We start from the raw sequence: 21,259 nt of genomic DNA, 5'->3' as shown, positions 1-21,259 counted from the left end.
GACGATCGGAGCCGGGCCCCATGGGCGAGCAGACACAGGTGAAGTTCCCTCAAGAGGTCATCGACGAGTACGCCTCGCTCGGCGTCGACCTGCCCGCCCTCTTCTCCGCCGGGCACCTCGGCAACCGCATGGGCGTGCAGATCATCGAGGCGTCCGCGGACCGCGTCGTCGGCACCATGCCGGTCGAGGGCAACACCCAGCCCTACGGGCTGCTGCACGGCGGCGCCTCCGCCGTCCTGGCCGAGACGCTCGGCTCGGTCGGCTCCATGCTCCACGGCGGCGTCTCCAAGATCGCCGTCGGCGTGGACCTGAACTGCACGCACCACCGGGGCGTGCGCAGCGGACTGGTCACCGGCGTGGCCACCCCCGTCCACCGCGGCCGCTCCACCGCGACGTACGAGATCGTCATCACCGACGAGCAGGACAAGCGGGTCTGCACGGCCCGCCTGACCTGCCTGCTGCGCGACGTCTCCCCCAAGGACGCGGACAACATCCCCGCCGCCGGTATCGGTCCCGGTACTACGGACTGACCGGCAGGGTGATGGCGCTGAGCCCGGCCCGGACCGTCATCCGCGTCCCGGCCGGGTGGCGCAGCGTGTAGTCGTGGTCCGTGGAGATCAGCACCACGCCCAGCCGGTGCCCTTTCTTGAAGACGTAGTCCTGGGGCTGCATCTCCCACTCCAGCCGGTACTCCCGCCCCTCCACCACCGGGCTCTGCCGCTCGACCGAGTCGCGGTTGCGGGCGTCGAGCCACCCGCGCGAGACGATCCTGAAGTCGGCGGTCTCGGTCCGGTGCCGGGTCCGGTAGGCGCAGCCGGTGTCGCCGGGAACGCCCTCGCCGTAACAGACGAGCTGTGAGGTGTCCGCCACCGTCCCGGCCGTCGCCCGGGTGTCCGTGCCGTAGTCGACGAGCAGTGCCGTCACAAACGGGGACGTCCCGTCCAGGGACGCCCGCACCGACATCGTGGGCGTCCCGCTGACCCTCAGGTCGGCGGCGAGCGGACCGGTGGTGTACGCGAGCCGGTTCGGGTTCGCCGCCTCCGGGGAGGCCACGAGCTGCTCGGCCCGCAGCGCGCGGCCCGCGTCGTGCAGGGCCTGCCGCGCCGGCCGGCCGGGCACCGGTGACAGGCCGCCGTCGGCGGTCAGCCGCAAAGTGACGTCCCGTGTGCCCGGCGCCGGCCACTCCCGCTGCTGCCGCCAGGAGAAGTCCGCCTGCTCCACGTCGACCTTCGGCCCGTCGAGGGCGCCGTTGTCCACGTCGTACAGCCAGAAGTCGAACCACTGGTGGAGCCGGCTCAGCCACGCCTCCATGCGCAACGGCATCGGATTGCTGTGCCCGGCCCGGTGCAGCCACAGGGTGCGCGGCACGTCGTGCTTCTCCAGCGCCTCCCACAGCAGGCCGGCGTGCCGGGTCTTCACGTTCCAGTCGTTGAGGCCCTGCACCAGGAAGACCCCGGCCTTGATCCGCCCGACGTCCTTCAGGTAGTCCCGCTCGCGCCAGAATCCGGTGTAGTCACCGCTCCCCCGGCCCTGCGCGGCGGTGAGCCCGTCCAGTACGGGCACGCAGATCTCCCGGTCGGCCCGGCTGTAGACGGCCTTGGCCAGGATGTCCGCGTCCTCGCCCTGGTAGCCGCCGGGCGCCACGACCCCGCCGCCCGCCCGGTAGTAGTCGTACCAGGAGCTGATCCCCGAGATCGGCACGATGGCCTTGAGCCCGGCCACGCCCGTGGTGGCGACGGCGGTCGGCAGGGTGCCGTTGTAGGAGATGCCCATCAGCGCCGCGTTGCCGGTGGACCACGCCGCGCCGACGGGCCGGCCCTGGAGGTCCCAGCCCCGGGCCCGGCCGTTCAGCCAGTCGACGGCCGCCTTCGCGCCGAGCGTCTCCGCGCGGCCGCCGGACACCGGGCACCCCGTCGAGCCGCCCGTGCCGACGCTGTCGAGCTGGGCCACGGCGTAGCCGCGGGGCAGGAAGTAGTTGTCGGTGTAGCCGGGGAACACCACGGAAGAGGCGCCGAGCAGGGGCGCACCCGGCCCGGCCGGCATCTCGGCGGACGTCTCGAAAAGGCCCGGAAGCCCATCTCGCCCCTTACCGCCGGGCAGTCCGTCCTCCTCCACGTCGACGTTGTGGAAGGGGACGTCGTTGCCGCCGCCCCAGTACGGACTCGCCTCGATGATGGTCGCGACCTTCAGCCCGGCGTCGGTCTCCCTGGGCCGCAGGATGCGCATCCGTACGGTGTCGCGCCTGCCGTCTCTGTCGCTGTCCGTCGCCGTTTCGATGTCCACCTGCTGGTGGACGGCGTCCGCGCGGGAGAAGACTGGCTGGGTCGCCCGCCCCTCGATCCGCAGCGCGGGACTGGCGTCGGCGGCGCGTACCGTGGGCGCCGGTACGGCCGCGACCAGTGCGGCGGCGAGGAGCACCAGGCCGCGTGCTCGGGGGGTGCGAATGGTGCGTGTTCCGTGCAGTCTCGCCATCGTGCCTGCCTCCAGAGGGCCGGTGGGTGTGACGATCACGTGGGCGGCGCGCACACATTCCACCGCTTCCGTATCGCCGGCACCAGACGGCAAACCCCGCACAAGCCAAGGCCATTGTGTGACCGAGGGCAACCACCTAGCGTGGCCCGCATGAGGTCCAGGGGTCACCGGGGAACCGCCCGGCGCGGACCGCTCGCCGGACTGGTGCTGTGCGCGCTGCTCACCATGCCCTCGACGACCGGCTGTTCGAAATCCGGAGCTCCCGCACCGCACAGCAGTACACCTGCCGACATCTGCACCGCCCTCGTCTCCTACTGGGTCAAGGAGGCTTTGAAAAACAGCAGTTGGGCGGGGCTGGACTGGGAACAGAAGGGATTGTCCAACGAACAGTTGGCCATCCACGACGACGTCCTCTCCGCCGCCCGCGCCACCGATGCGCGCGAGGGCCGCGCCGCGGCCGTGCGGCTGATCGACCGACGGACGCGGGAGCGCTGCGAGGCGGCCGACGGCGCCACCGGAAGCTCCGAGAACTGGCGGCCGCCGCGCTGAACGGACCGACCACCGGCTCCGCCGCGCACGAGAGAGGACCCGCCCCGATGTAACACTGAGTAACAAAAACGCAATGAGGCAGCCGACCCGCGACCACCGTCCCGGCACCGCGCCGGCCCCCCGCCAGGCGTGTCACGCCTCAGACCCCTGTCAGCACCATGATCCGCCCAAGCCCCTTAGCGGAACTGGGCGTTCTCACTATGTGAGCAGAACGGCACCGACCGGAAAACCCGCTTCTGTCCAGGCCTCACACACGGGGCCTCCCCTCCGGCATAACAAGACAGTCACATCCTGACTTGGGGAGTCCCGCACTCAACCGGCTGCGCTTAGAGTCACCGCCAGTCACCGCGCCGCCGGGCGCGTCTGCTGCACTACCCAGCACCTACCCAGTGCGTATCAATCCAGTGCGGCCCGGCGATCACACGGCACCTCAACCCGAGGAGGCCGCGCCAGGGAAAGGATTCATCGTGCGACACCGTTCCTTGCTCATACTCACCACCGTGGTCACCACGGGGGCACTCACCCTGACCGCCTGCGGGTCGCGCGACGACGGCAAGGGCGGCGGGGACAGCGGCGGCAAGACGACCGTCGTCATCGGCGTCGACGCTCCGCTCACCGGATCGCTTTCCGCGCTCGGCCAGGGCATCAAGAACTCCGTGGACCTGGCGGTCCAGACGGCGAACAAGAACAACGAGGTTCCGGGCGTCACCTTCAAGGTCGAGGCCCTCGACGACCAGGCCGTTCCCGCGTCCGGCCAGCAGAACGCCACCAAGCTCGTCGGCATGAAGGACGTCCTCGGCGTCGTCGGCCCGCTGAACTCCGGCGTCGCCCAGTCCATGCAGGGCGTCTTCGACAAGGCCGGCCTGACCCAGGTCTCCCCCGCCAACACCAACCCGTCGCTGAGCCAGGGCGACAAGTGGGGCTCCGGCGAGTTCAAGCGTCCGTTCAAGACGTACTTCCGCACCGCCACCACCGACGTCATCCAGGGCCGCTTCGCCGCCCAGTACCTCTTCAACGACGCCAAGAAGCGCAAGGTCTACGTCGTCAACGACAAGCAGACCTACGGCGCCGGTCTCGCCGCGATCTTCTCCAAGGAGTTCACGCGCCTCGGCGGCAAGGTCGTCGGCACCGACAGCGTCACCGTGAAGGAGACCGACTTCTCCTCCACCGCCGACAAGATCAAGAGCTCCGGCGCGGACTCGGTCTACTTCGGCGGCCAGTACCCCGAGGGCGGCCTCCTCTCCGACCAGGTCAAGAAGGCCGGCGCCAAGATCCCGACCATGGGCGGCGACGGCATCTACGACCCGCAGTTCATCAAGGCCTCCGGTGAGCCCAACGAGGGCGACCTCGCCACCTCCGTGGGCTACCCGGTCGAGAAGCTCCCGACCGCCAAGAAGTTCATCGACGACTACAAGGCGGCCGGCTACAAGGACCCGTACGCGGCCTACGGCGGTTACTCCTACGACGCCGCCTGGGCCATCATCCAGGCCGTCAAGGCCGTCGTCGCCGAGAACGACGGCAAGGTCCCGGCCGACGCCCGCGAGAAGGTCGTCGAGGCCATGTCCAAGGTGTCCTTCGACGGGGTGACCGGCAAGGTCTCCTTCGACCAGTACGGCGACACCACGAACAAGCAGCTCACCGTCTACCAGGTCAAGGGCGGTGAGTGGAAGGACGTCAAGTCCGCCACCTTCGAGGACTGACCTCACCGCACTGCCCCGCACGAAAGCATCACGCCGCGCGAGGGCGCAAACAGCGCCCTCGCGCGGACTCATATCCGACACGCTCATCGGAGGCCCTGCGGTGAACGAACTGCCGCAACAGCTGGCCAACGGCCTTGCCCTCGGCGCCCTTTACGGTCTGATCGCCATCGGGTACACCATGGTCTACGGCATCGTCCAGCTCATCAACTTCGCCCACGGCGAGATCTTCATGATCGGGGGCTTCGGCGCCCTCGCCACGTACACGCTCCTCCCCAACGGCATATCCATAGCCGTCGCCCTGCCCCTCATGCTCATCGGCGGCGCGATCGTGTCCGTGGCCGTGGCCACCGCCGCGGAACGCTTCGCCTACCGGCCCCTGCGCGGTGCCCCCCGCCTCGCCCCGCTCATCACCGCGATCGGCCTGTCGATCGCGCTGCAGCAGCTCGTATGGCGCTTCTACCCCGGCGCCAAGGGACCGGTGAGCTTCCCCGAATTCACGGGCGACTCGTTCAAGATCCTGGACAACCTGGCCATCTCCCGCGCCGACGCCTTCGTCCTCGTCGCCGCACCCGCGTGCATGCTCGCCCTCGGCCTGTTCGTCTCCAAGAGCCGCAGCGGCCGCGCCATGCAGGCCACCGCCCAGGACCCGGACACCGCCAAGCTCATGGGCATCAACACCGACCGCATCATCGTGATGGCGTTCGCCATCGGCGCGGCCTTCGCCGCCGTCGCCGCGGTGGCCGAAGGCCTCGACAAGGGCCAGATCCGCTTCGAGATGGGCTTCCTGCTCGGCCTCAAGGCGTTCACCGCGGCCGTCCTCGGCGGCATCGGCAACATCTACGGCGCCATGGTCGGCGGCGTCGCCCTCGGCATCGTCGAAACGCTGTCGATCGCGTACGTCCAGGAGATCCCCGGCATGGAGCAGTTCGGCGGCGGCGCCTGGAAGGACGTATGGGCCTTCTCCCTGCTGATCCTGGTGCTGCTGTTCAGGCCACAGGGCCTGCTCGGCGAACGCGTCGCGGACAGGGCGTGAGAGCGATGACCACAGACACCACCACCAAGACCACCACGGCCACGTCGGCCGGCGCCCTCACGGCGAAGCCCCTGTACTGGGCCGTCGCACTCGGCGGCGTCGCCACCGTCGCCAGTACGTTCCTCTCCTGGACGTACACCAGCGAATTCCCCGGCGACCTCACCGTCTACGGCTACCCCGGCGGCCTCCAGGTCCTCACCCTCGTCGCCGGCGCACTCCTCGTGCTCTTCGCCCTTTCCGCCCTCGGCATCAAGGGCCTCGGCTGGCTCACCCCCGCCGGCGCCAACAAGCCGCTGAAGCTCCTCGCCCTCGGCGCGTTCGGCACCACCTGGTACACCGTCCTCGCCATCGCCGTCGAACTCGGCGGCCTGGTCAACCTGGAGCCCGGCGGCTTCGTCGCCGCCGTCGTCACCCTGATCCCGCTCGCCGCGCTGCGCCTGCCCGACGACAGCCGCCAGCTCGTGCGGCCGAAGGAACTCCCCTCCTGGGCCGAGATCCTGATCATCGTCGCCGCGTTCGCGACCGGCCTGTACACGGTCACCTACGGCATCGACACCGAGTACCCCGAGCTCTTCATCGGCTACCTGATCACCGTCGGCTTCGCCGTCGCGGCGCTGCTCAAGGCCGGGCTCGTCCAGCGGTTCTCCGCTCTCACCGCCAAGTACCGCGGCATCGCCGTCATCGCGGCCTTCGTCGCCGCCGCGGCGTTCCCCTTCACCCAGAGCACCGACCAGTACACCCTGGTCGCGGTCAACATCCTCATCTTCGCGACCGTCGCCCTGGGCCTCAACGTCGTCGTCGGCCTCGCCGGCCTCCTCGACCTCGGTTACGTCGCCTTCCTCGGCGTCGGCGCCTACACCGCCGCCATCGTCTCCGGATCGACGGCCTCCGCCTTCGACGTCCAGTTCCCCTTCTGGGCCGCCGTCCTCACCGGCGCCGTCGTCTCCCTGATCTTCGGCGTCGTCATCGGCGCGCCGACGCTGCGGCTGCGCGGCGACTACCTCGCCATCGTCACCCTCGGCTTCGGTGAGATCTTCCGCATCGTCATGCTGAACCTCGACGGCGAGTCGGGACCGCAGATCACCAACGGCCCCAACGGCATCCCCAACATCCCCGACCTCAACTTCTTCGGGTACGACTTCGGGGAGTCCCACACCGTCCTCGGCATCGAGCTCGGCTCGTACGCCAACTACTACCTGCTGATGCTGCTCGCCATGATCGTGGTCGTGCTCGTCTTCAGCCGCGCCCAGAACTCGCGCATCGGCCGCGCCTGGGTCGCCATCCGGGAGGACGAGACCGCCGCCACCGCCATGGGCATCAACGGCTTCCGCGTGAAGCTGATCGCCTTCGCGCTGGGCGCCACCCTCGCCGGCCTCGCCGGCACGGTCCAGGCCCACGTGCAGAGCACGGTCGTCCCGGAGATGTACCAGTTCGCCGGACCCGTCCCGCCCAACTCGGCGTTCCTGCTGGCCGCCGTCATCCTCGGCGGCATGGGCACCATCAGCGGACCGCTGCTCGGCGCGTCGCTGCTCTACCTCATCCCGGCCAAGCTGGAGTTCCTCAAGGACTATCAACTGCTGGGCTTCGGCATCGCGCTCATCCTGCTGATGCGCTTCCGCCCCGAGGGCCTCATCGCCAACCGGCGCGCACAGCTCGAGTACCACGAGACCGGCCAACTCGACGTACCACAGCAGGAGAAGCTGACCGACGACGCGACGGCCGGCGCGGCGAAGGCTGGGGCGTGACACCATGACCACCACTACCACCACTGCCGCGACCGTGCTCGACGCGAGCGGCGTCACCATGCGCTTCGGCGGCCTCACCGCCGTACGCTCCGTCGACCTCACCGTCCGCGAGGGCGAGATCGTCGGCCTCATCGGCCCCAACGGCGCCGGCAAGACGACGTTCTTCAACTGCCTCACCGGGCTGTACGTCCCCACCGAGGGCAAGGTCAGCTACAAGGGCACCGTGCTGCCGCCGAAGCCGCACCTCGTGACCAAGGCCGGCATCGCCCGTACGTTCCAGAACATCCGGCTCTTCGCCAACATGACCGTCCTGGAGAACGTCCTCGTCGGACGCCACACCCGGACCAAGGAGGGCCTGTGGTCCGCGCTGCTGCGCGGCCCCGGCTTCAAGAAGGCCGAAGCCGCGTCCCACGAGCGGGCGATGGAACTGCTGGAGTTCATCGGGCTCCAGCACAAGGCCGACCACCTGGCCCGCAACCTCCCCTACGGCGAACAGCGCAAGCTGGAGATCGCCCGCGCGCTCGCCAGCGACCCCGGCCTGCTCCTGCTCGACGAGCCCACGGCCGGCATGAACCCGCAGGAGACCCGGGCCGCGGAGGAACTGATCTTCGCGATCCGCGACAAGGGCATCGCCGTGCTCGTCATCGAGCACGACATGCGCTTCATCTTCAACCTCTGCGACCGGGTCGCCTGCCTGGTACAGGGCCAGAAGCTCATCGAGGGCACGCCCTCGGTCGTCCAGGGCGACGAGCGGGTCGTCGCCGCGTACCTGGGCACGCCCTTCGAGGGCGAGCCGGGCGCGGAGGAGGCCGCGGAGGTCGCTGCGGCGGAAGCAGCGGCGGACGCCACGGACGAGGCCGACACCCCCGAGGCCGAGACCTCCGAGGACGCCACGGACGAGGCCGACGCCGACGAGGCCGCCACGGACGAGGGCGCCACCGACGAGGCCGCCACGGACGGGGACGACGCCCCGGACACCGCCGCCCCGACGGACACGGACGCCACCCCCGAGGCCGAGGCGGACGGGGACGACGCCCCCGACGCGGACGCCACGGAGGAGGACGGCGACGGCGAGACCGCCTCCGCCGAGGACCCGGCGGGCACCGACGCGGACGACTCCTCCGCGCACAGCACCACCACAGAAGGAGACTCCAAGTGACCGCACTCCTGGAGGTTGAGGACCTCCGAGTCGCCTACGGCAAGATCGAAGCCGTCAAGGGCATCTCCTTCTCCGTCGAAGCCGGCCAGGTCGTCACCCTCATCGGCACCAACGGCGCCGGCAAGACCACCACGCTGCGCACCCTCTCCGGGCTCCTCAAGCCCTCCGGCGGCAAGATCAACTTCGAGGGCAAGGTGCTGAACGGCATCCCCGCCCACAAGATCGTCGCCCTCGGCATGGCCCACTCGCCCGAAGGCAGGCACATCTTCCCCCGCCTGACCATCGCGGAGAACCTCCAGCTCGGAGCCTTCCTCCGCAACGACAAGGCCGGCATCGAGAAGGACATCCAGCGCGCCTACGACCTGTTCCCCATCCTCGGGGAACGCCGCAAGCAGGCCGCCGGCACCCTCTCCGGCGGTGAGCAGCAGATGCTCGCCATGGGCAGGGCCCTCATGTCCCAGCCCAAACTGCTCATGCTCGACGAGCCCTCCATGGGCCTCTCCCCGATCATGATGCAGAAGATCATGGAAACCATCGCCGAGCTGAAGGCCCAGGGCACCACCATCCTGCTCGTCGAGCAGAACGCCCAGGCCGCACTCTCGCTCGCCGACCAGGCGTACGTCATGGAGACCGGCACCATCAAGCTCTCCGGCACCGGCCAGGACCTCCTCCACGACGAGTCGGTCCGCAAGACCTACCTCGGCGAGGACTGAGCCGTACGCACACGAAGAGGCCCACCCCGCCGTCGCGGGGTGGGCCTCTTCACGTACCTACGCGACCGCGCCTACTGGCCCTTCGCGGCCTTCTTCTCCTCGGCGTCCTCGATGACCGCCTCCGCGACCTGCTGCATCGACATCCGCCGGTCCATCGACGTCTTCTGGATCCACCGGAACGCCGCCGGCTCCGTCAGGCCGTACTGCGTCTGCAGGATGCTCTTCGCCCGGTCCACCAGCTTGCGCGTCTCCAGCCGCTGCGAGAGGTCCGCGACCTCCTTCTCCAGCGCCTTCAGCTCCGCGAACCGCGACACCGCCATCTCGATGGCCGGCACGACATCGCTCTTGCTGAACGGCTTCACCAGGTACGCCATGGCCCCGGCGTCCCGCGCCCGCTCGACCAGGTCCCGCTGCGAGAAGGCGGTCAGCATCAGGACGGGCGCGATGGACTCACCGGCGATCTTCTCGGCGGCGGAGATCCCGTCCAGGACGGGCATCTTCACGTCCAGGATCACCAGGTCCGGCCGGTGCTCCCGCGCCAGCTCGACGGCACGGGCACCGTCACCGGCCTCGCCGACGACCGAGTAGCCCTCTTCCTCGAGCATCTCTTTGAGGTCGAGGCGGATGAGGGCCTCGTCCTCGGCGATCACGACACGGGTCGTCATCGGCGGGACGTGCGACTTGTCGTCGTCGGCGGCGTCGGGCTGGGGCGACTCGGGGGCGGTCACGTGGGCTCCTCGTTCCAAGGGCAGGTACAGCTCCCCATGAGCCTACCTAGCTGTCAGGGATCATGGGCACCGGGTACACTCCGACAAGACACCTCGCCGGGTTGGTGGAACGGTATACACGGAGGTCTCAAACACCTCTGCCCGAGAGGGCTTGCGGGTTCGAGTCCCGCACCCGGTACAGCGCACCAAAGCGGATGTTCCCATTCTCGTGAACATCCGCTTTTTGCTGCTCACCGTGACATTCACTCACGCAGAGTGGTCGCATGAACTTTCACGGCACAGCAGTGCGACAAAAGGCCCTGACGCTCCTACGCGGCGGCGCCAGGAACGCGGACGTGGCGCGCCGGCTCGACGTACCCCCCGGGACGGTCGCGTACTGGCTCCACGTGGATCGCTCCAAGCGCGGAGAGTGTCCGGGCAAGCATGACCCGGAGTGCCCGCGTTGCGATGGGCGGGACCTCGACCCAGCCGCCTACTCCTACCTTCTGGGCCTGTATCTCGGGGACGGTCACATCAGTCAGTACTCGGCTCACCGAGTACCCAACCTCATGATCACCTGCGATGAGACGTGGCCGGGGCTGATGGACGACTGCGAGAAGGCCATGCGCACCGTGTTCCCGGGCAACGCGGTGTGCCGGGTTCGCCGCACAGGATGCCGCAACGTGAAGGTCTACTCGAAGCACCTGGTGTGCCTCTTCCCCCAGCACGGCCCCGGCAAGAAGCACGAGCGCCGCATCGTCCTCGAAGGCTGGCAGCAGGAGATCGTCGACGCCCACCCGTGGGAGTTCGTCCGGGGGCTCATCCATTCCGACGGGTGCCGGATCACCAACTGGACCACGCGCCTCGTGGGCGGGGTGCGGAAGCGGTACGAGTATCCGCGGTACTTCTTCACCAACGCGTCCGACGACATCCGGCAGTTGTTCACGGACACGCTCGACACGCTCGGGGTGGAGTGGACGCACTGCACGCGGAACGGGAATCCGTACAACATCTCGGTTGCCCGACGCGCGTCCGTGGGGTTGATGGACGCGCACGTCGGGCCGAAGTACTGAGCGGGTTACGCCAGGGGTTCGCCGATGTGGTGGACGCGGACCAGGTTGGTGGAGCCGGAGACGCCCGGTGGGGAGCCGGCGGTGATGATGACGATGTCGTCCTTCTGGCAGCGGCCGATCTTCAGCAGGTGCTCGTCCACCTGGGCGACCATCGCGTCCGTCGAGTCCACGTGCGGTCCGAGGAAGGTCTCCACACCCCAGGTGAGGTTGAGCTGGGCGCGGGTGGCCGGGTCGGGGGTGAAGGCGAGGAGGGGGATCGGGGAGCGGTAGCGGGAGAGGCGTCGGACGGTGTCGCCGGACTGGGTGAAGGCGACGAGGTACTTGGCGCCGAGGAAGTCGCCCATTTCGGCGGCCGCGCGGGCGACGGCGCCGCCCTGGGTGCGGGGCTTGTTGCGTTCGGTCAGGGGCGGGAGGCCCTTGGCGAGGATGTCCTCTTCGGCGGCTTCGACGATGCGGCTCATCGTGCGGACGGTTTCGATGGGGAACCGGCCGACGCTGGTTTCGCCGGAGAGCATGACGGCGTCGGTGCCGTCGATGACGGCGTTGGCGACGTCGCTGGCCTCGGCGCGGGTGGGGCGGGAGTTGTCGATCATCGAGTCGAGCATCTGGGTGGCGACGATGACCGGCTTGGCGTTGCGCTTGGCGAGCTTGATGGCGCGCTTCTGGACGATGGGGACCTGTTCGAGGGGCATTTCGACGCCGAGGTCGCCGCGGGCGACCATGATGCCGTCGAAGGCGGCGACGATGTCGTCGATGTTGTCGACGGCCTGCGGCTTCTCGATCTTGGCGATGACGGGTACGCGGCGGCCCTCCTCGTCCATGACGCGGTGGACGTCCTCGATGTCGCGTCCGCTGCGTACGAAGGAGAGGGCGATGATGTCGGCGCCGGTGCGCAGTGCCCAGCGGAGGTCGTCGACGTCCTTGTCGGAGAGGGCGGGGACGGAGACGGCGACGCCGGGGAGGTTGAGGCCCTTGTTGTCGGAGACCATGCCGCCTTCGAGGACGGTGGTGTGGACGCGGGGGCCGTCGACGGCGGTGACGTGGAGGGTGACGCGGCCGTCGTCGACGAGGATGCGTTCGCCGGGGGTGACGTCGGCGGCGAGGCCCGCGTAGGTGGTGCCGCAGGTGTGGCGGTCGCCCTCGACGCCGGGTTCGACGGTGATGGTGAAGCTGTCGCCGCGTTCAAGGAGTACGGGTCCTTCGCGGAAGCGTCCGAGGCGGATCTTCGGGCCTTGAAGGTCGGCGAGGATGCCGACGTTGCGGCCGGTTTCGTCGGAGGCTTTGCGTACGTGCTGGTAGCGCTCCTCGTGGTCGGCGTAGCTGCCGTGGCTGAGGTTGAAGCGGGCGACGTCCATTCCGGCTTCGACCAGTGTCTTGATCTGGTCGTATGTGTCGGTGGCTGGGCCCAGGGTGCAGACGATTTTGGCTCGGCGCATGGGTCGACCCTATGGCTTACCGGTCGGTAGAGATTTGGTCCCGCGTGACTACTCAACAACCTTTCGATGAAGGGTTATTGACAAGTGTTGAATGTGTGCGGGGGGTTGCTCTAATGAGCGTCAGAGCTGGGGCGGGTGCATGGTGAAGCGGGCGTTGACCTGTGCGGTGACGGTCTGGCGCTGGGGTTCGAGGTCGAGGGGTGGGGCGGCCGATTCGGTGGTGGCGGCGGCGAAGGCCATGCGGGTTCCGCCGGTGGCGGGCGGGTAGGACGGGGTGGCGGTCTCGGCGCCGAGGTCGGCGAGCTCGACGAGGGCGGCGAGGCGGGTGCCGAGGGCTTCGGCGTATTCGCGGGCGCGCTGGACGGCTTCCTTGACGGCCAGGCGGCGGGCCTCGCCGTGGGCGGGTGAGTCGGGGCGCAGGGCCCACCAGGGGCCGTCGACGCGGGTGAGTTCGAGGTCGGCGAGGCGGGTGGTGAGTTCGCCGAGGGCGGTGAAGTCGGTGAGTTCGGCGGTGATGTGGACGCTGCCGTGGTAGGCGCGTACGCGTTCGGCGCGGCCGTGGCGGAAGAGTTCGGGGGTGATGGAGAGGGCGCCGGTCTGGAGGTTCTCGACGGCGTCGCCGTAGCTCTTGACGAGGTCGAGGACGGTGGTGTTGCGGCGGGTGAGGTCGTCGAGGGCGCTGCGGCGGTCGGTGCCGCGGGCGGTGACGGTGATGCCGATGCGGGCGAGTTCGGGGTCGACTTCGAGGTGGGCTTCGCCGCGTACGGCGACGCGGGGGGCGTGGGGGGTGCCGTAGGGGAGGTCGGTGGGCGGGTCGGCGCGGTGGCCGCTGGGACGGTCGGTGGGTGGGTCGGTCGGGTGGGTCATCGCCGGTCGGCTCCTTCGGTCGGTTCCGGGCTGGCTCGGGGGTCGGCGCGTTCCGCTCTGCGTTCCACTCTTCCGTACCTGGTCATCGGATCGAAACCTGTGGGGGCTGTTGCGAGGGGCGTGTCTGCGCCAGAATCTACGCGCGTCATGCACTGAACGAAGGAGACCACATGCCGCTGAATCGAAGGACGTTCCTGGGGAGTTCGGCCGTGGCCGGTGCCGGTGTGGCGATCGCCGGCGCGGTCGTGGCACCCGCGGCGGCCGCCGCGCCTCGGGCGAAGCGGTACTCCTTCACCGTGATGGGCACGACGGACCTGCACGGCAACGTCTTCAACTGGGACTACTTCACGGACAAGGAGTTCGACGACAAGGCCCACAACGATGTCGGCCTGGCGAAGATCTCGACGCTGGTGGAGCGGGTCCGGGGGCAGAAGGGGCGCCGCAACACGCTGCTGATCGACGCGGGCGACACCATCCAGGGCACGCAGTTGTCGTACTACTACGCCAAGGTCGACCCGATCACCGCCGAGCGCGGGCCGGTGCACCCGATGGCGCAGGCGATGAACGCGATCGGGTACGACGCCGCCGCCCTGGGCAACCACGAGTTCAATTACGGCATACCGGTGCTGCGGAAGTTCCAGGAGCAGTGCGACTTCCCGCTGCTGGGCGCGAACGCGCTGGACGCGAAGACGCTGCGTCCGGCGTTCCCCCCGTACAGCATGCACCGGCTTCGTACGCCGTGCGGCCGGGATGTGCGGGTGGCGGTGCTGGGCCTGACGAACCCGGGCATCGCGATCTGGGACAAGGCGAACGTGAGCGGCAAGATGGTCTTCCCGGGGCTGGAGGAGCAGGCCGCGAAGTGGGTGCCGAAGCTGCGGTCGATGGGCGCGGACGTGGTGATCGTGTCGGCGCACTCGGGGTCGAGCGGCACGTCCTCGTACGGCGACCAGCTCCCGTACATCGAGAACGCGGCGGCGCTGGTGGCGGAGCAGGTGCCGGGTATCGACGCGATCCTGGTGGGTCACGCGCACACGGAGATCCCCGAGTACCGGGTGAGGAACAAGGAGACCGGCAAGGACGTCGTGCTGTCGGAGCCCCTGAAGTGGGGCCAGCGGCTGACGCTGTTCGACTTCGACGTGGTGTGGTCGAAGGGGCGCTGGGTGGTGGAGAAGGTCGGCGCGCAGGTGCTGAACTCCAACACCGTCGAGGAGGACCCGCAGATCGTCAAGCTGCTGGGTGACGAGCACGAGAAGGTCGTGGCGTACGTCAACCAGGTGATCGGTACGTCGACGGCCGCGATGTCCACGGCCGAGGCGCCGTGGAAGGACGAGCCGATCATCGACCTGATCAACCACGTCCAGGCGGAGACGGTGAAGGCGGCGCTGGCGGGTGGCGAGTACGCGTCGCTGCCGGTGCTGTCGCAGGCGTCGTGTTTCTCCCGTTCGGCGCGGATTCCGGCGGGTGCGGTGACGATCCGGGACGCGGCGGGGCTGTACCCGTTCGAGAACACGCTGGAGGCGCGGCTGCTGACGGGTGCGCAGCTCAAGGACTATCTGGAGTTCTCGGCGCGGTACTACGTCCAGACCCCGGCGGGTGCGCCGGTGGACACGGCAAAGCTGACGAACGCGGGCGGTACGCCGGATTACAACTATGACGCCGTGTACGGGCTGTCGTACGAGATCGACATCGCCAAGCCGGCGGGGTCGCGGATCGTGAACCTGTCGTTCCAGGGCAAGCCGCTGGACCCGGCGGCGCGGTTCGTGCTGGCGGTGAACAACTACCGGGCGTCCGGTGGCGGTGCGTTCCCGCACGTGGCGGGGGCGAAGCAGGTGTGGGCGAACTCGGACGAGATCCGGAACACGATCATCCAGTGGGTGAAGGCGCAGGGGACGGTCGACCCGGGCCGGTTCGCGTCGGTGGACTGGCGACTGACCCGGGACGGTGTGCCGGTGTTCTGAGACCTCGCGGCCTGGCAGAGCTCGCGGCCTAGCGGTCGCGGTGGGTCTTGAGTGGAGGCGTCTGGCTGGGAATGCCGGGCGCCTCCTGCCGTTCCAGGCCGAAGGTGGTGAAGGCGGTGCGGCGTGGGAGGGGGTAGGGCTCCTTGCCGGTGAGGTGGTTGAGGATGGTGGCGCTGCGCCAGGCGGCGAGGCCGAGGTCGGGTGCGCCGACGCCGTGGGTGTGGGTTTCGGCGTTCTGTACGTAGATGGAGCCGGTGACCGACGGGTCGAGGACGAGCCGGTGGTGGGCGTCGACGCGGGGGCGGTCGGCGGAGTCGCGGCGCATGTAGGGGTCGAGTCCGGCGAGGAGGCGGCCGAGGGGGCGTTCGCGGTAGCCGGTGGCGAGGATGACGGCGTCGGTGGTGAGGCGGGCCCGGGTGCCCTGCTGGATGTGTTCGAGGTGGAGCTCGACCTTGGTGGTGGCGAGGCGGCCGGCGGTGCGGACGCGGACGCCGGGGGTGAGGACGGCGTCGGGCCAGCCGCCGTGGAGGGTGCGGCGGTAGAGCTCGTCGTGGATGGCGGCGATGGTGTCGGCGTCGATGGCTTTGTGGAGTTGCCATTGGCGGGGGACGAGGTCGCTGCGTACCTGTTCGGGCAGGGCGTGGAAGTAGCGGGTGTAGTCGGGGGTGAAGTGTTCGAGGCCGAGTTTGGAGTACTCCATGGGGGCGAAGGCCTCGGTGCGGGTGAGCCAGTGGATCTTCTCGGCTCCGGCGGGGCGGGTGCGGAGGAGGTCGAGGAAGATCTCGGCGCCGGACTGGCCGGAGCCGATGACGGTGATGTGCTCGGCGGTGAGGAGGCGTTCGCGGTGGTGCAGGTAGTCGGCGGAGTGGATGACGGGGACGGCGGGCTGTTCGGCGAGGGGGCGCAGCGGTTCGGGGACATACGGCTCGGTGCCGACGCCGAGGGCGATGTGGCGGGTGTGGGTGCGGCCGAGGGCTTCGGCTTCGCCGTTGGGGTCGAGTTGGGTGTAGTCGACTTCGAACAGGTCGCGTTCGGGGTTCCAGCGGACGGCGTCGACCTGGTGGGCGAAGTGGAGGCCGGGGAGGTTGTCGCTGACCCAGCGGCAGTAGGCGTCGTATTCGGCGCGGTGGATGTGGAAGCGCTCGGCGAAGTAGAAGGGGTAGAGGCGCTCGCGGCCGCGGAGGTAGTTGAGGAACGTCCAGGGGCTGGTGGGGTCGGCGAGGGTGACGAGGTCGGCGAGGAAGGGGACTTGGAGTGTGGTGCCGTCGATGAGCTGGCCGGGGTGCCAGTGGAAGGCGGGGCGTTGTTCGTAGAAGGCGGCGGCGAGACCTCCGGGTACGCCGTGGGCGAGCGCGGCGAGGGAGAGGTTGAACGGACCGATGCCGATGCCCACCAGGTCGTGGGGCTGGTCGGGGTCGCGCTGGGGTGTGCTGCCGGTCATCGGGTGGTGCTGCCTTCCACGAGTGCGATGAGTGTGTCGAGGTCGGTGGGCGTGGTGTGCGGGTTGAGGAGGGTGGCCTTGAACCAGAGGCGGCCGTCGGCGTGGGCGCGGCCGAGCACGGCGTGGCCGTGGGTGAGGAGGTCGCGGCGGGTGGTGGCGACGGTGTCGTCGGGGGCGTCGGTGGGGCGGAAGAGGACCGTGGTGAGGGTGGGGCGTTCGTAGAGGTCGAGGTGGGGGTTCTTGTCGACGAGGTCGGCGAGCTGCTGGGCGGTGGCGCAGACGCGGTCGACGAGGTCGCCGAGGCCGGTGCGGCCGAGGGCGCGGAGGGTGACGGCGGCCTTGAGGATGTCGGGGCGGCGGCTGGTGCGCGGGGAGCGGCCGAGGAGGTCGGGGAGGCCGGCGCGGGTGTCGTCGTCGGGGTTGAGGTAGGGCGCGGTGTGGGCGAGGGCGTCGAGCAGCGTGCTGTCGGGTACGGCGAGGAGGCCGGCGGCGACCGGTTGCCAGCCGAGTTTGTGCAGGTCGAGCGTGACGGTGCGGGCGCGGTCGAGGCCGGTGAGGAGGTGGCGGCGGGTGTCGCTGAACAGGAGCGGTCCGCCGTAGGCGGCGTCGACGTGGAGGGTGGCGCCGTGGGTGTCGCACAGGTCGGCGATCTCGGGCAGCGGGTCGATGCCGCCGGTGTCGGTGGTGCCGGCGGTGGCGGTGACGAGGAGGGGTCCGCGGAGGTCGGTGAGGACGGCGGCGAGGGCGGTGAGGTCGATCGTGCCGCCGGGGGCGGGGACGGTGACCGGTTCGGGGAGGCCGAGGAGCCAGGCCGCGCGGCGGATGGAGTGGTGGGCGTTCGCGCCGCAGACGGTCTGGAGGGTGGGGCCGTGGTGCTCGCGGGCGAGCAGGAGCGCGAGGTGGTTGGACTCGGTGCCGCCGGTGGTGACGAGCGCGTCGGGCGCCGGGCCGGTGGGGTGGGTCCGGGTGGCCAGCGCCCGGGTGACGAGCTGTTCGAGGGCGGAGGCGGCGGGGGCCTGGTCCCAGGAGTCGAGGGACGGGTTGAGCGCGGAGGCGGCGAGGTCGGCGGCGACGGCGAGCGCGAGGGGCGGGGTGTGGAGGTGCGCGGCGCAGAGCGGGTGGGCGGGGTCGGCGGCGCCGTACGCGAGGGCGGTGACGAGGGTACGGAGGGCCTCCTCCGCGCCGGTGCCCGTCTCGGGCAGGACGTCGGCGAGCGCGTCCCGCACGTGTGCGGTGACCGCTTCGGGGCCGCCCGGCGGCAGCGGGCCGCCGCGGGCGGCGGCGCCTTCGCGGAGCGCGTCCAGCACGGTTGCGACGAGCGGCCGCAGCGCGTCGGCTCCTCCGGGGCCTCCGGCGAGGGGCGGCGGGCCGCACGGGATGCTCCACGGGGTGTTCGACGGGCTGCTGCTCATGCTGCCAGCCTGGCCCGGCCCGGTGGAGCGCGGTTGCGGTGCGGGGCGATCACAACCCGAAAGGGGGACGAGGGGGTGGCGGGGCGGGTTGGGCGTGCTAATGGCGGGAGTTGGATGGTCATGGGGTGCCGGCGGGGGTGGGCTTCCGGGTCCCGCTCCTCCCGGTGGCGCGCGGCAGTGGCGGTGGGGCGGTCGGGGCCGGGTGTCGGAGCCCGGCGTCGGGGGCCGGGTGTCGGAGCCCGGCGTCGGGGGTCCGGGGTTGCGGGGTCCGGGGTTCCGGGGTAAGGGCGGGGCGGTGCTCCGGGTAGGGGTGGGGGCGGTGCTTGGGTGCGGGTCCCGGCCGCTTGGGTGCCCGGCCCACTTGTCGGGGCGGGGCGTTGTGGGGCCCCGCCCGGGCCGGGGGTGATTGTCGGCCGGGCGGGGTTGGGGCCGGGGGCGGTCAGACCTTGCGGACGCGGAGGGCGCGGCGCAGGTCGTCGATCTGGTCGGTGAGCTTGCGGCGGAGGGCCGGCAGGAGGTTGTCGGACTCCAGGTGCTGCTCGGCCAGGCGCAGGTGCGCGGGGTCGACGGCGTGGGCGGGGAAGGCGTAGCGGCCGGCCGCCTCCGCGATGGCGGGGCCCCGGCGGTCGGCGAGGGCGGTGGCGTCGGGGTAGAAGCGGGAGACGTACTCCCGTACCAGGTCGGCCTGTTCGGGCTGCCAGAATCCCTGGGCGGTGGCGGTGAACAGGTAGTTGGAGAGGGTGTCGGAAGTGAACATCCGCTCCCAGGCGGCCGCCTTCGCCTCGGGCGTCGGCAGGGCGGCGCGGCAGCGGGCGGCGCCCTCCTGGCCGGTGGCGCTGGCGTCGCGGTCGAGTTCGGCGGCGATGGCGGCCTCGTCGGTGGCGCCGAGGACGGCGAGCCGGCCCAGGATGCGCCAGCGCAGCTCGGGGTCGAGCTCGGGGCCGCCGGGGACGGTGCCGTCGGCGAGCCAGGCGGCGATGGTGTCGGGGTGGGCGGCGGTGTCGATGCGGTGGCGCACGGCGATCAGGCGCAGCCCGGGGTGGTCGCCGTCCTCGGTGCGGCGGATGAGGTCCCGGCACAGGTCGGTGAGGGTGGCGAGGGCGTCGGGGCGGTCCTCGGGGCGGACGTACCGGTCGGCGATCTGGACGGCTGCGAAGCCGAGGACGCCCTGGACGATCGCGAGGTCCTTCTCCTCGGGCAGGTGGGCGCGGGCGGTCTCCAGGTAGGCGGTGGGTTCGAGTTCGCCGTCGCGGACCATGTCGCGCAGGCAGTTCCACACGACGGCGCGGGTGAGGGCGTCAGGGATGCCGGAGAGGTTGCGGAGGGCCGGTTCCTCGGAGTGGGCGTCGAGGCGGATCTTGGCGTAGGTGTGGTCACCGTCGTTGGCGACGATGAGCGCGGGGCGGGGGCCGGGGAGGTGCGCCGGGGTGTCCTGCGGGACGTCGACCTCCAGGCGGTCGCGGAGCACCAGGCGCCGAGCGTCGGCGAGGTCGTGGTCGTACACGCCGACGGTGATGCGGTGGGGCCGGCTGCCGGTGCGGTTGACGGTGAGGGTGCCGGTGGCCCGGTCGTACGCCGGGGTGAGGGTGTCGACGCCGGTGGTGCGCAGCCATCGCTCCGCCCAGCCGTGGACGTCCCGCTCGGTGGCGGAGGCGAGGCTTTCGATGAAGTCGGCGAGGGTGGCGTTGGCGAACTTGTGGCGGGCGAAGTGGGTGTTGATGCCGGCCAGGAACTCCTTCTCGCCGAGCCAGGCGACGAGCTGGCGGAGCGCGGAGGCGCCCTTGGCGTAGGAGATGCCGTCGAAGTTGAGCATCGCGGAGGCGGTGTCGGGGACGGCGTCGGGGTCGGGGGCGACGGGGTGGGTGGAGGGGCGCTGGTCGGCGTCGTATCCCCAGGCCTTGCGGGCGACGCCGAAGTCGATCCAGGTGTGGGGGTAGCGGCTGGTGGCCTCGTTGATGATCTGGTAGCCCATGTACTCGGCGAAGGACTCGTTCAGCCAGATGTCGTCCCACCACTTGAGGGTGACGAGGTCGCCGAACCACATGTGGGCCATCTCGTGGGCGATGACCATGGCGCGGGTCTGGCGTTCGGTGACGGTGACGGCGGAGCGGTAGACGAACTCGTCGCGGAAGGTGACGAGGCCCGGGTTCTCCATGGCGCCCGCGTTGAACTCGGGGACGAACGCCTGGTCGTAGGAGTCGAAGGGGTACGGCTCCTCGAACTTCTCGTGGTACCGGTCGAAGCACTGCCGGGTGACGTCGAGGATCTCGTCGGCGTCGGCATCGAGGTAGGGCGCGAGGGAGCGGCGGCAGTGGATGCCGAAGGGCAGTCCGGCGTGCTCGGTGCGGATCGAGTGCCAGGGGCCGGCGGCGACGGCGACCAGGTAGGTGGAGATGAGGGGGGTGGGCGCGGCCTGCCAGCGGCCGCCGCCGGTGTGCTCGGTGATGCCGTTGGCGAGGACGGTCCAGCCGTCGGGGGCGGTGACGGCGACCTCGAAGACGGCCTTGAGGTCGGGCTGGTCGAACGCGGCGAAGACGCGCTGGACGTCCTCCATGAAGAGCTGGGTGTAGAGGTACGTCTCGCCGTCGCTGGGGTCGGTGAAGCGGTGCATGCCCTCGCCGGTGCGGGAGTAGCGCATGGCCGCGTCGATGCGGAGGGTGTGCTCGCCCTCGGTGAGGGTGAGGGGCAGCCGGTTGTCCGCGAGGGTCTCGGGGTCGAGGTGCGAGCCGTCGAGGGTGACGGAGCGGAGGGTGGCCGGTTTGAGCTCGACGAAGGTGTTCCCGGTGGCGCGGGCGGTGAAGTGGATGACGGTGGTGGAGTCGAAGGTCTCTTCGCCGGTGGTCAGGTCGAGGTCGACCGTGTACCGGTGGACGTCGAGGAGCCGGGCTCGGGTCTGCGCTTCGTCGCGCGTCAGTACGGGCATGGGCCCATGCTGCCCGATGGGGCGGGGCCGGGGCACGGGTGTTCTTCTGAGGGCTGATCCGGTGGCGGGGC

The 21,259-nt window shown here is 70.3% G+C and carries 16 protein-coding genes and 1 tRNA gene; 10 read left to right on the top strand and 7 right to left on the bottom strand.

Annotated elements, in window-relative coordinates; all coding sequences use genetic code 11:
• Nucleotides 1-20: 20 nt before the first annotated feature.
• On the top strand, nucleotides 21-530 hold the full coding sequence (locus tag ACZ46W_RS14105) for a PaaI family thioesterase (RefSeq protein ID WP_468336354.1): 510 nt from the start codon (nucleotides 21-23) through the stop codon (nucleotides 528-530).
• Here ACZ46W_RS14105 and ACZ46W_RS14100 read toward each other — a convergent pair.
• On the bottom strand, nucleotides 520-2,472 hold the full coding sequence (locus ACZ46W_RS14100) for a Xaa-Pro dipeptidyl-peptidase (RefSeq protein ID WP_468336351.1): 1,953 nt from the start codon (nucleotides 2,470-2,472) through the stop codon (nucleotides 520-522). The genes ACZ46W_RS14105 and ACZ46W_RS14100 overlap by 11 nt on opposite strands.
• Nucleotides 2,473-2,622: 150 nt before the next feature.
• Here ACZ46W_RS14100 and ACZ46W_RS14095 point away from each other — a divergent pair, with 150 nt between their 5' ends.
• The 6 genes from ACZ46W_RS14095 (at nucleotide 2,623) to ACZ46W_RS14070 (ending at nucleotide 9,371) form a co-directional block, all read left to right on the top strand.
• On the top strand, nucleotides 2,623-3,021 hold the full coding sequence (locus tag ACZ46W_RS14095) for a hypothetical protein (RefSeq protein ID WP_468336348.1): 399 nt from the start codon (nucleotides 2,623-2,625) through the stop codon (nucleotides 3,019-3,021).
• Nucleotides 3,022-3,488: 467 nt separating this feature from the next.
• The gene (locus ACZ46W_RS14090) at nucleotides 3,489-4,721 is read left to right on the top strand and encodes a branched-chain amino acid ABC transporter substrate-binding protein (RefSeq protein ID WP_468336345.1); all 1,233 of its coding nucleotides are present in this window, start codon (nucleotides 3,489-3,491) and stop codon (nucleotides 4,719-4,721) included.
• 100 nt (nucleotides 4,722-4,821) lie between these two features.
• A complete protein-coding gene (locus ACZ46W_RS14085) occupies nucleotides 4,822-5,754 on the top strand; it encodes a branched-chain amino acid ABC transporter permease (RefSeq protein ID WP_468336342.1) in 933 nt (310 codons plus the stop codon).
• Nucleotides 5,755-5,759: 5 nt separating this feature from the next.
• A complete protein-coding gene (locus ACZ46W_RS14080) occupies nucleotides 5,760-7,499 on the top strand; it encodes a branched-chain amino acid ABC transporter permease (protein ID WP_468336339.1) in 1,740 nt (579 codons plus the stop codon).
• A 4-nt stretch (nucleotides 7,500-7,503) separates the two neighbouring features.
• The gene (locus ACZ46W_RS14075) at nucleotides 7,504-8,658 is read left to right on the top strand and encodes an ABC transporter ATP-binding protein (RefSeq protein ID WP_468336336.1); all 1,155 of its coding nucleotides are present in this window, start codon (nucleotides 7,504-7,506) and stop codon (nucleotides 8,656-8,658) included.
• A complete protein-coding gene (locus tag ACZ46W_RS14070) occupies nucleotides 8,655-9,371 on the top strand; it encodes an ABC transporter ATP-binding protein (protein ID WP_468336333.1) in 717 nt (238 codons plus the stop codon). The genes ACZ46W_RS14075 and ACZ46W_RS14070 overlap by 4 nt, the downstream gene beginning before the upstream one ends.
• 71 nt (nucleotides 9,372-9,442) lie before the next feature.
• Here ACZ46W_RS14070 and ACZ46W_RS14065 read toward each other — a convergent pair whose 3' ends face one another.
• Nucleotides 9,443-10,099: an ANTAR domain-containing response regulator gene (locus tag ACZ46W_RS14065; protein ID WP_468336330.1), complete on the bottom strand. Its 657-nt coding sequence runs from the start codon at nucleotides 10,097-10,099 to the stop codon at nucleotides 9,443-9,445.
• Nucleotides 10,100-10,194: 95 nt separating this feature from the next.
• On the opposite strand from ACZ46W_RS14065, the gene ACZ46W_RS14060 reads away from it, so the two are divergent.
• Both ACZ46W_RS14060 and ACZ46W_RS14055 read left to right on the top strand, forming a co-directional pair.
• Nucleotides 10,195-10,277, top strand: a tRNA-Leu gene (locus ACZ46W_RS14060).
• A gap of 85 nt (nucleotides 10,278-10,362) precedes the next feature.
• Nucleotides 10,363-11,151: a helix-turn-helix domain-containing protein gene (locus ACZ46W_RS14055; RefSeq protein WP_468336327.1), complete on the top strand. Its 789-nt coding sequence runs from the start codon at nucleotides 10,363-10,365 to the stop codon at nucleotides 11,149-11,151.
• A gap of 5 nt (nucleotides 11,152-11,156) precedes the next feature.
• On the opposite strand, the gene pyk is transcribed toward ACZ46W_RS14055, so the two are convergent.
• Nucleotides 11,157-12,587 carry a pyruvate kinase gene (gene pyk / locus ACZ46W_RS14050; RefSeq protein ID WP_468336324.1) on the bottom strand — a complete coding sequence of 477 codons (1,431 nt, stop codon included), beginning with the start codon at nucleotides 12,585-12,587 and terminating at the stop codon, nucleotides 11,157-11,159.
• Nucleotides 12,588-12,707: 120 nt separating this feature from the next.
• Complete coding sequence (locus ACZ46W_RS14045) at nucleotides 12,708-13,454, bottom strand: SIMPL domain-containing protein (protein WP_468336321.1); 747 nt, start codon at nucleotides 13,452-13,454, stop codon at nucleotides 12,708-12,710.
• Nucleotides 13,455-13,624: 170 nt separating this feature from the next.
• Between ACZ46W_RS14045 and ACZ46W_RS14040 the strand changes: the two genes are divergently transcribed.
• Nucleotides 13,625-15,412 (top strand): bifunctional metallophosphatase/5'-nucleotidase, encoded by a 1,788-nt coding sequence (locus ACZ46W_RS14040; RefSeq protein WP_468336318.1) that lies wholly within the window; start codon nucleotides 13,625-13,627, stop codon nucleotides 15,410-15,412.
• A gap of 28 nt (nucleotides 15,413-15,440) precedes the next feature.
• Here ACZ46W_RS14040 and ACZ46W_RS14035 read toward each other — a convergent pair whose 3' ends face one another.
• The 3 genes from ACZ46W_RS14035 to pepN all read right to left on the bottom strand — a co-directional run bounded on the left by ACZ46W_RS14035 (nucleotide 15,441) and on the right by pepN (nucleotide 21,188).
• Nucleotides 15,441-16,853 carry a lysine N(6)-hydroxylase/L-ornithine N(5)-oxygenase family protein gene (locus ACZ46W_RS14035; RefSeq protein ID WP_468336315.1) on the bottom strand — a complete coding sequence of 471 codons (1,413 nt, stop codon included), beginning with the start codon at nucleotides 16,851-16,853 and terminating at the stop codon, nucleotides 15,441-15,443.
• Nucleotides 16,850-18,265, bottom strand: coding sequence for a pyridoxal phosphate-dependent decarboxylase family protein (locus ACZ46W_RS14030; RefSeq protein ID WP_468336312.1), 1,416 nt, complete (start codon nucleotides 18,263-18,265; stop codon nucleotides 16,850-16,852). Before ACZ46W_RS14030 ends, ACZ46W_RS14035 begins: the two co-directional genes overlap by 4 nt.
• Before the next feature lie 439 nt (nucleotides 18,266-18,704).
• Nucleotides 18,705-21,188, bottom strand: a complete 2,484-nt coding sequence (gene pepN / locus ACZ46W_RS14025) for an aminopeptidase N (protein WP_468336309.1) — start codon at nucleotides 21,186-21,188, stop codon at nucleotides 18,705-18,707.
• Nucleotides 21,189-21,259 lie beyond the last annotated feature (71 nt).

It is taken from the genome of Streptomyces sp. NPDC031064, assembly GCF_055570965.1.
Note: the sequence above shows the minus strand (reverse complement) of the source record. Positions and strands in the feature narration are given on the sequence as shown.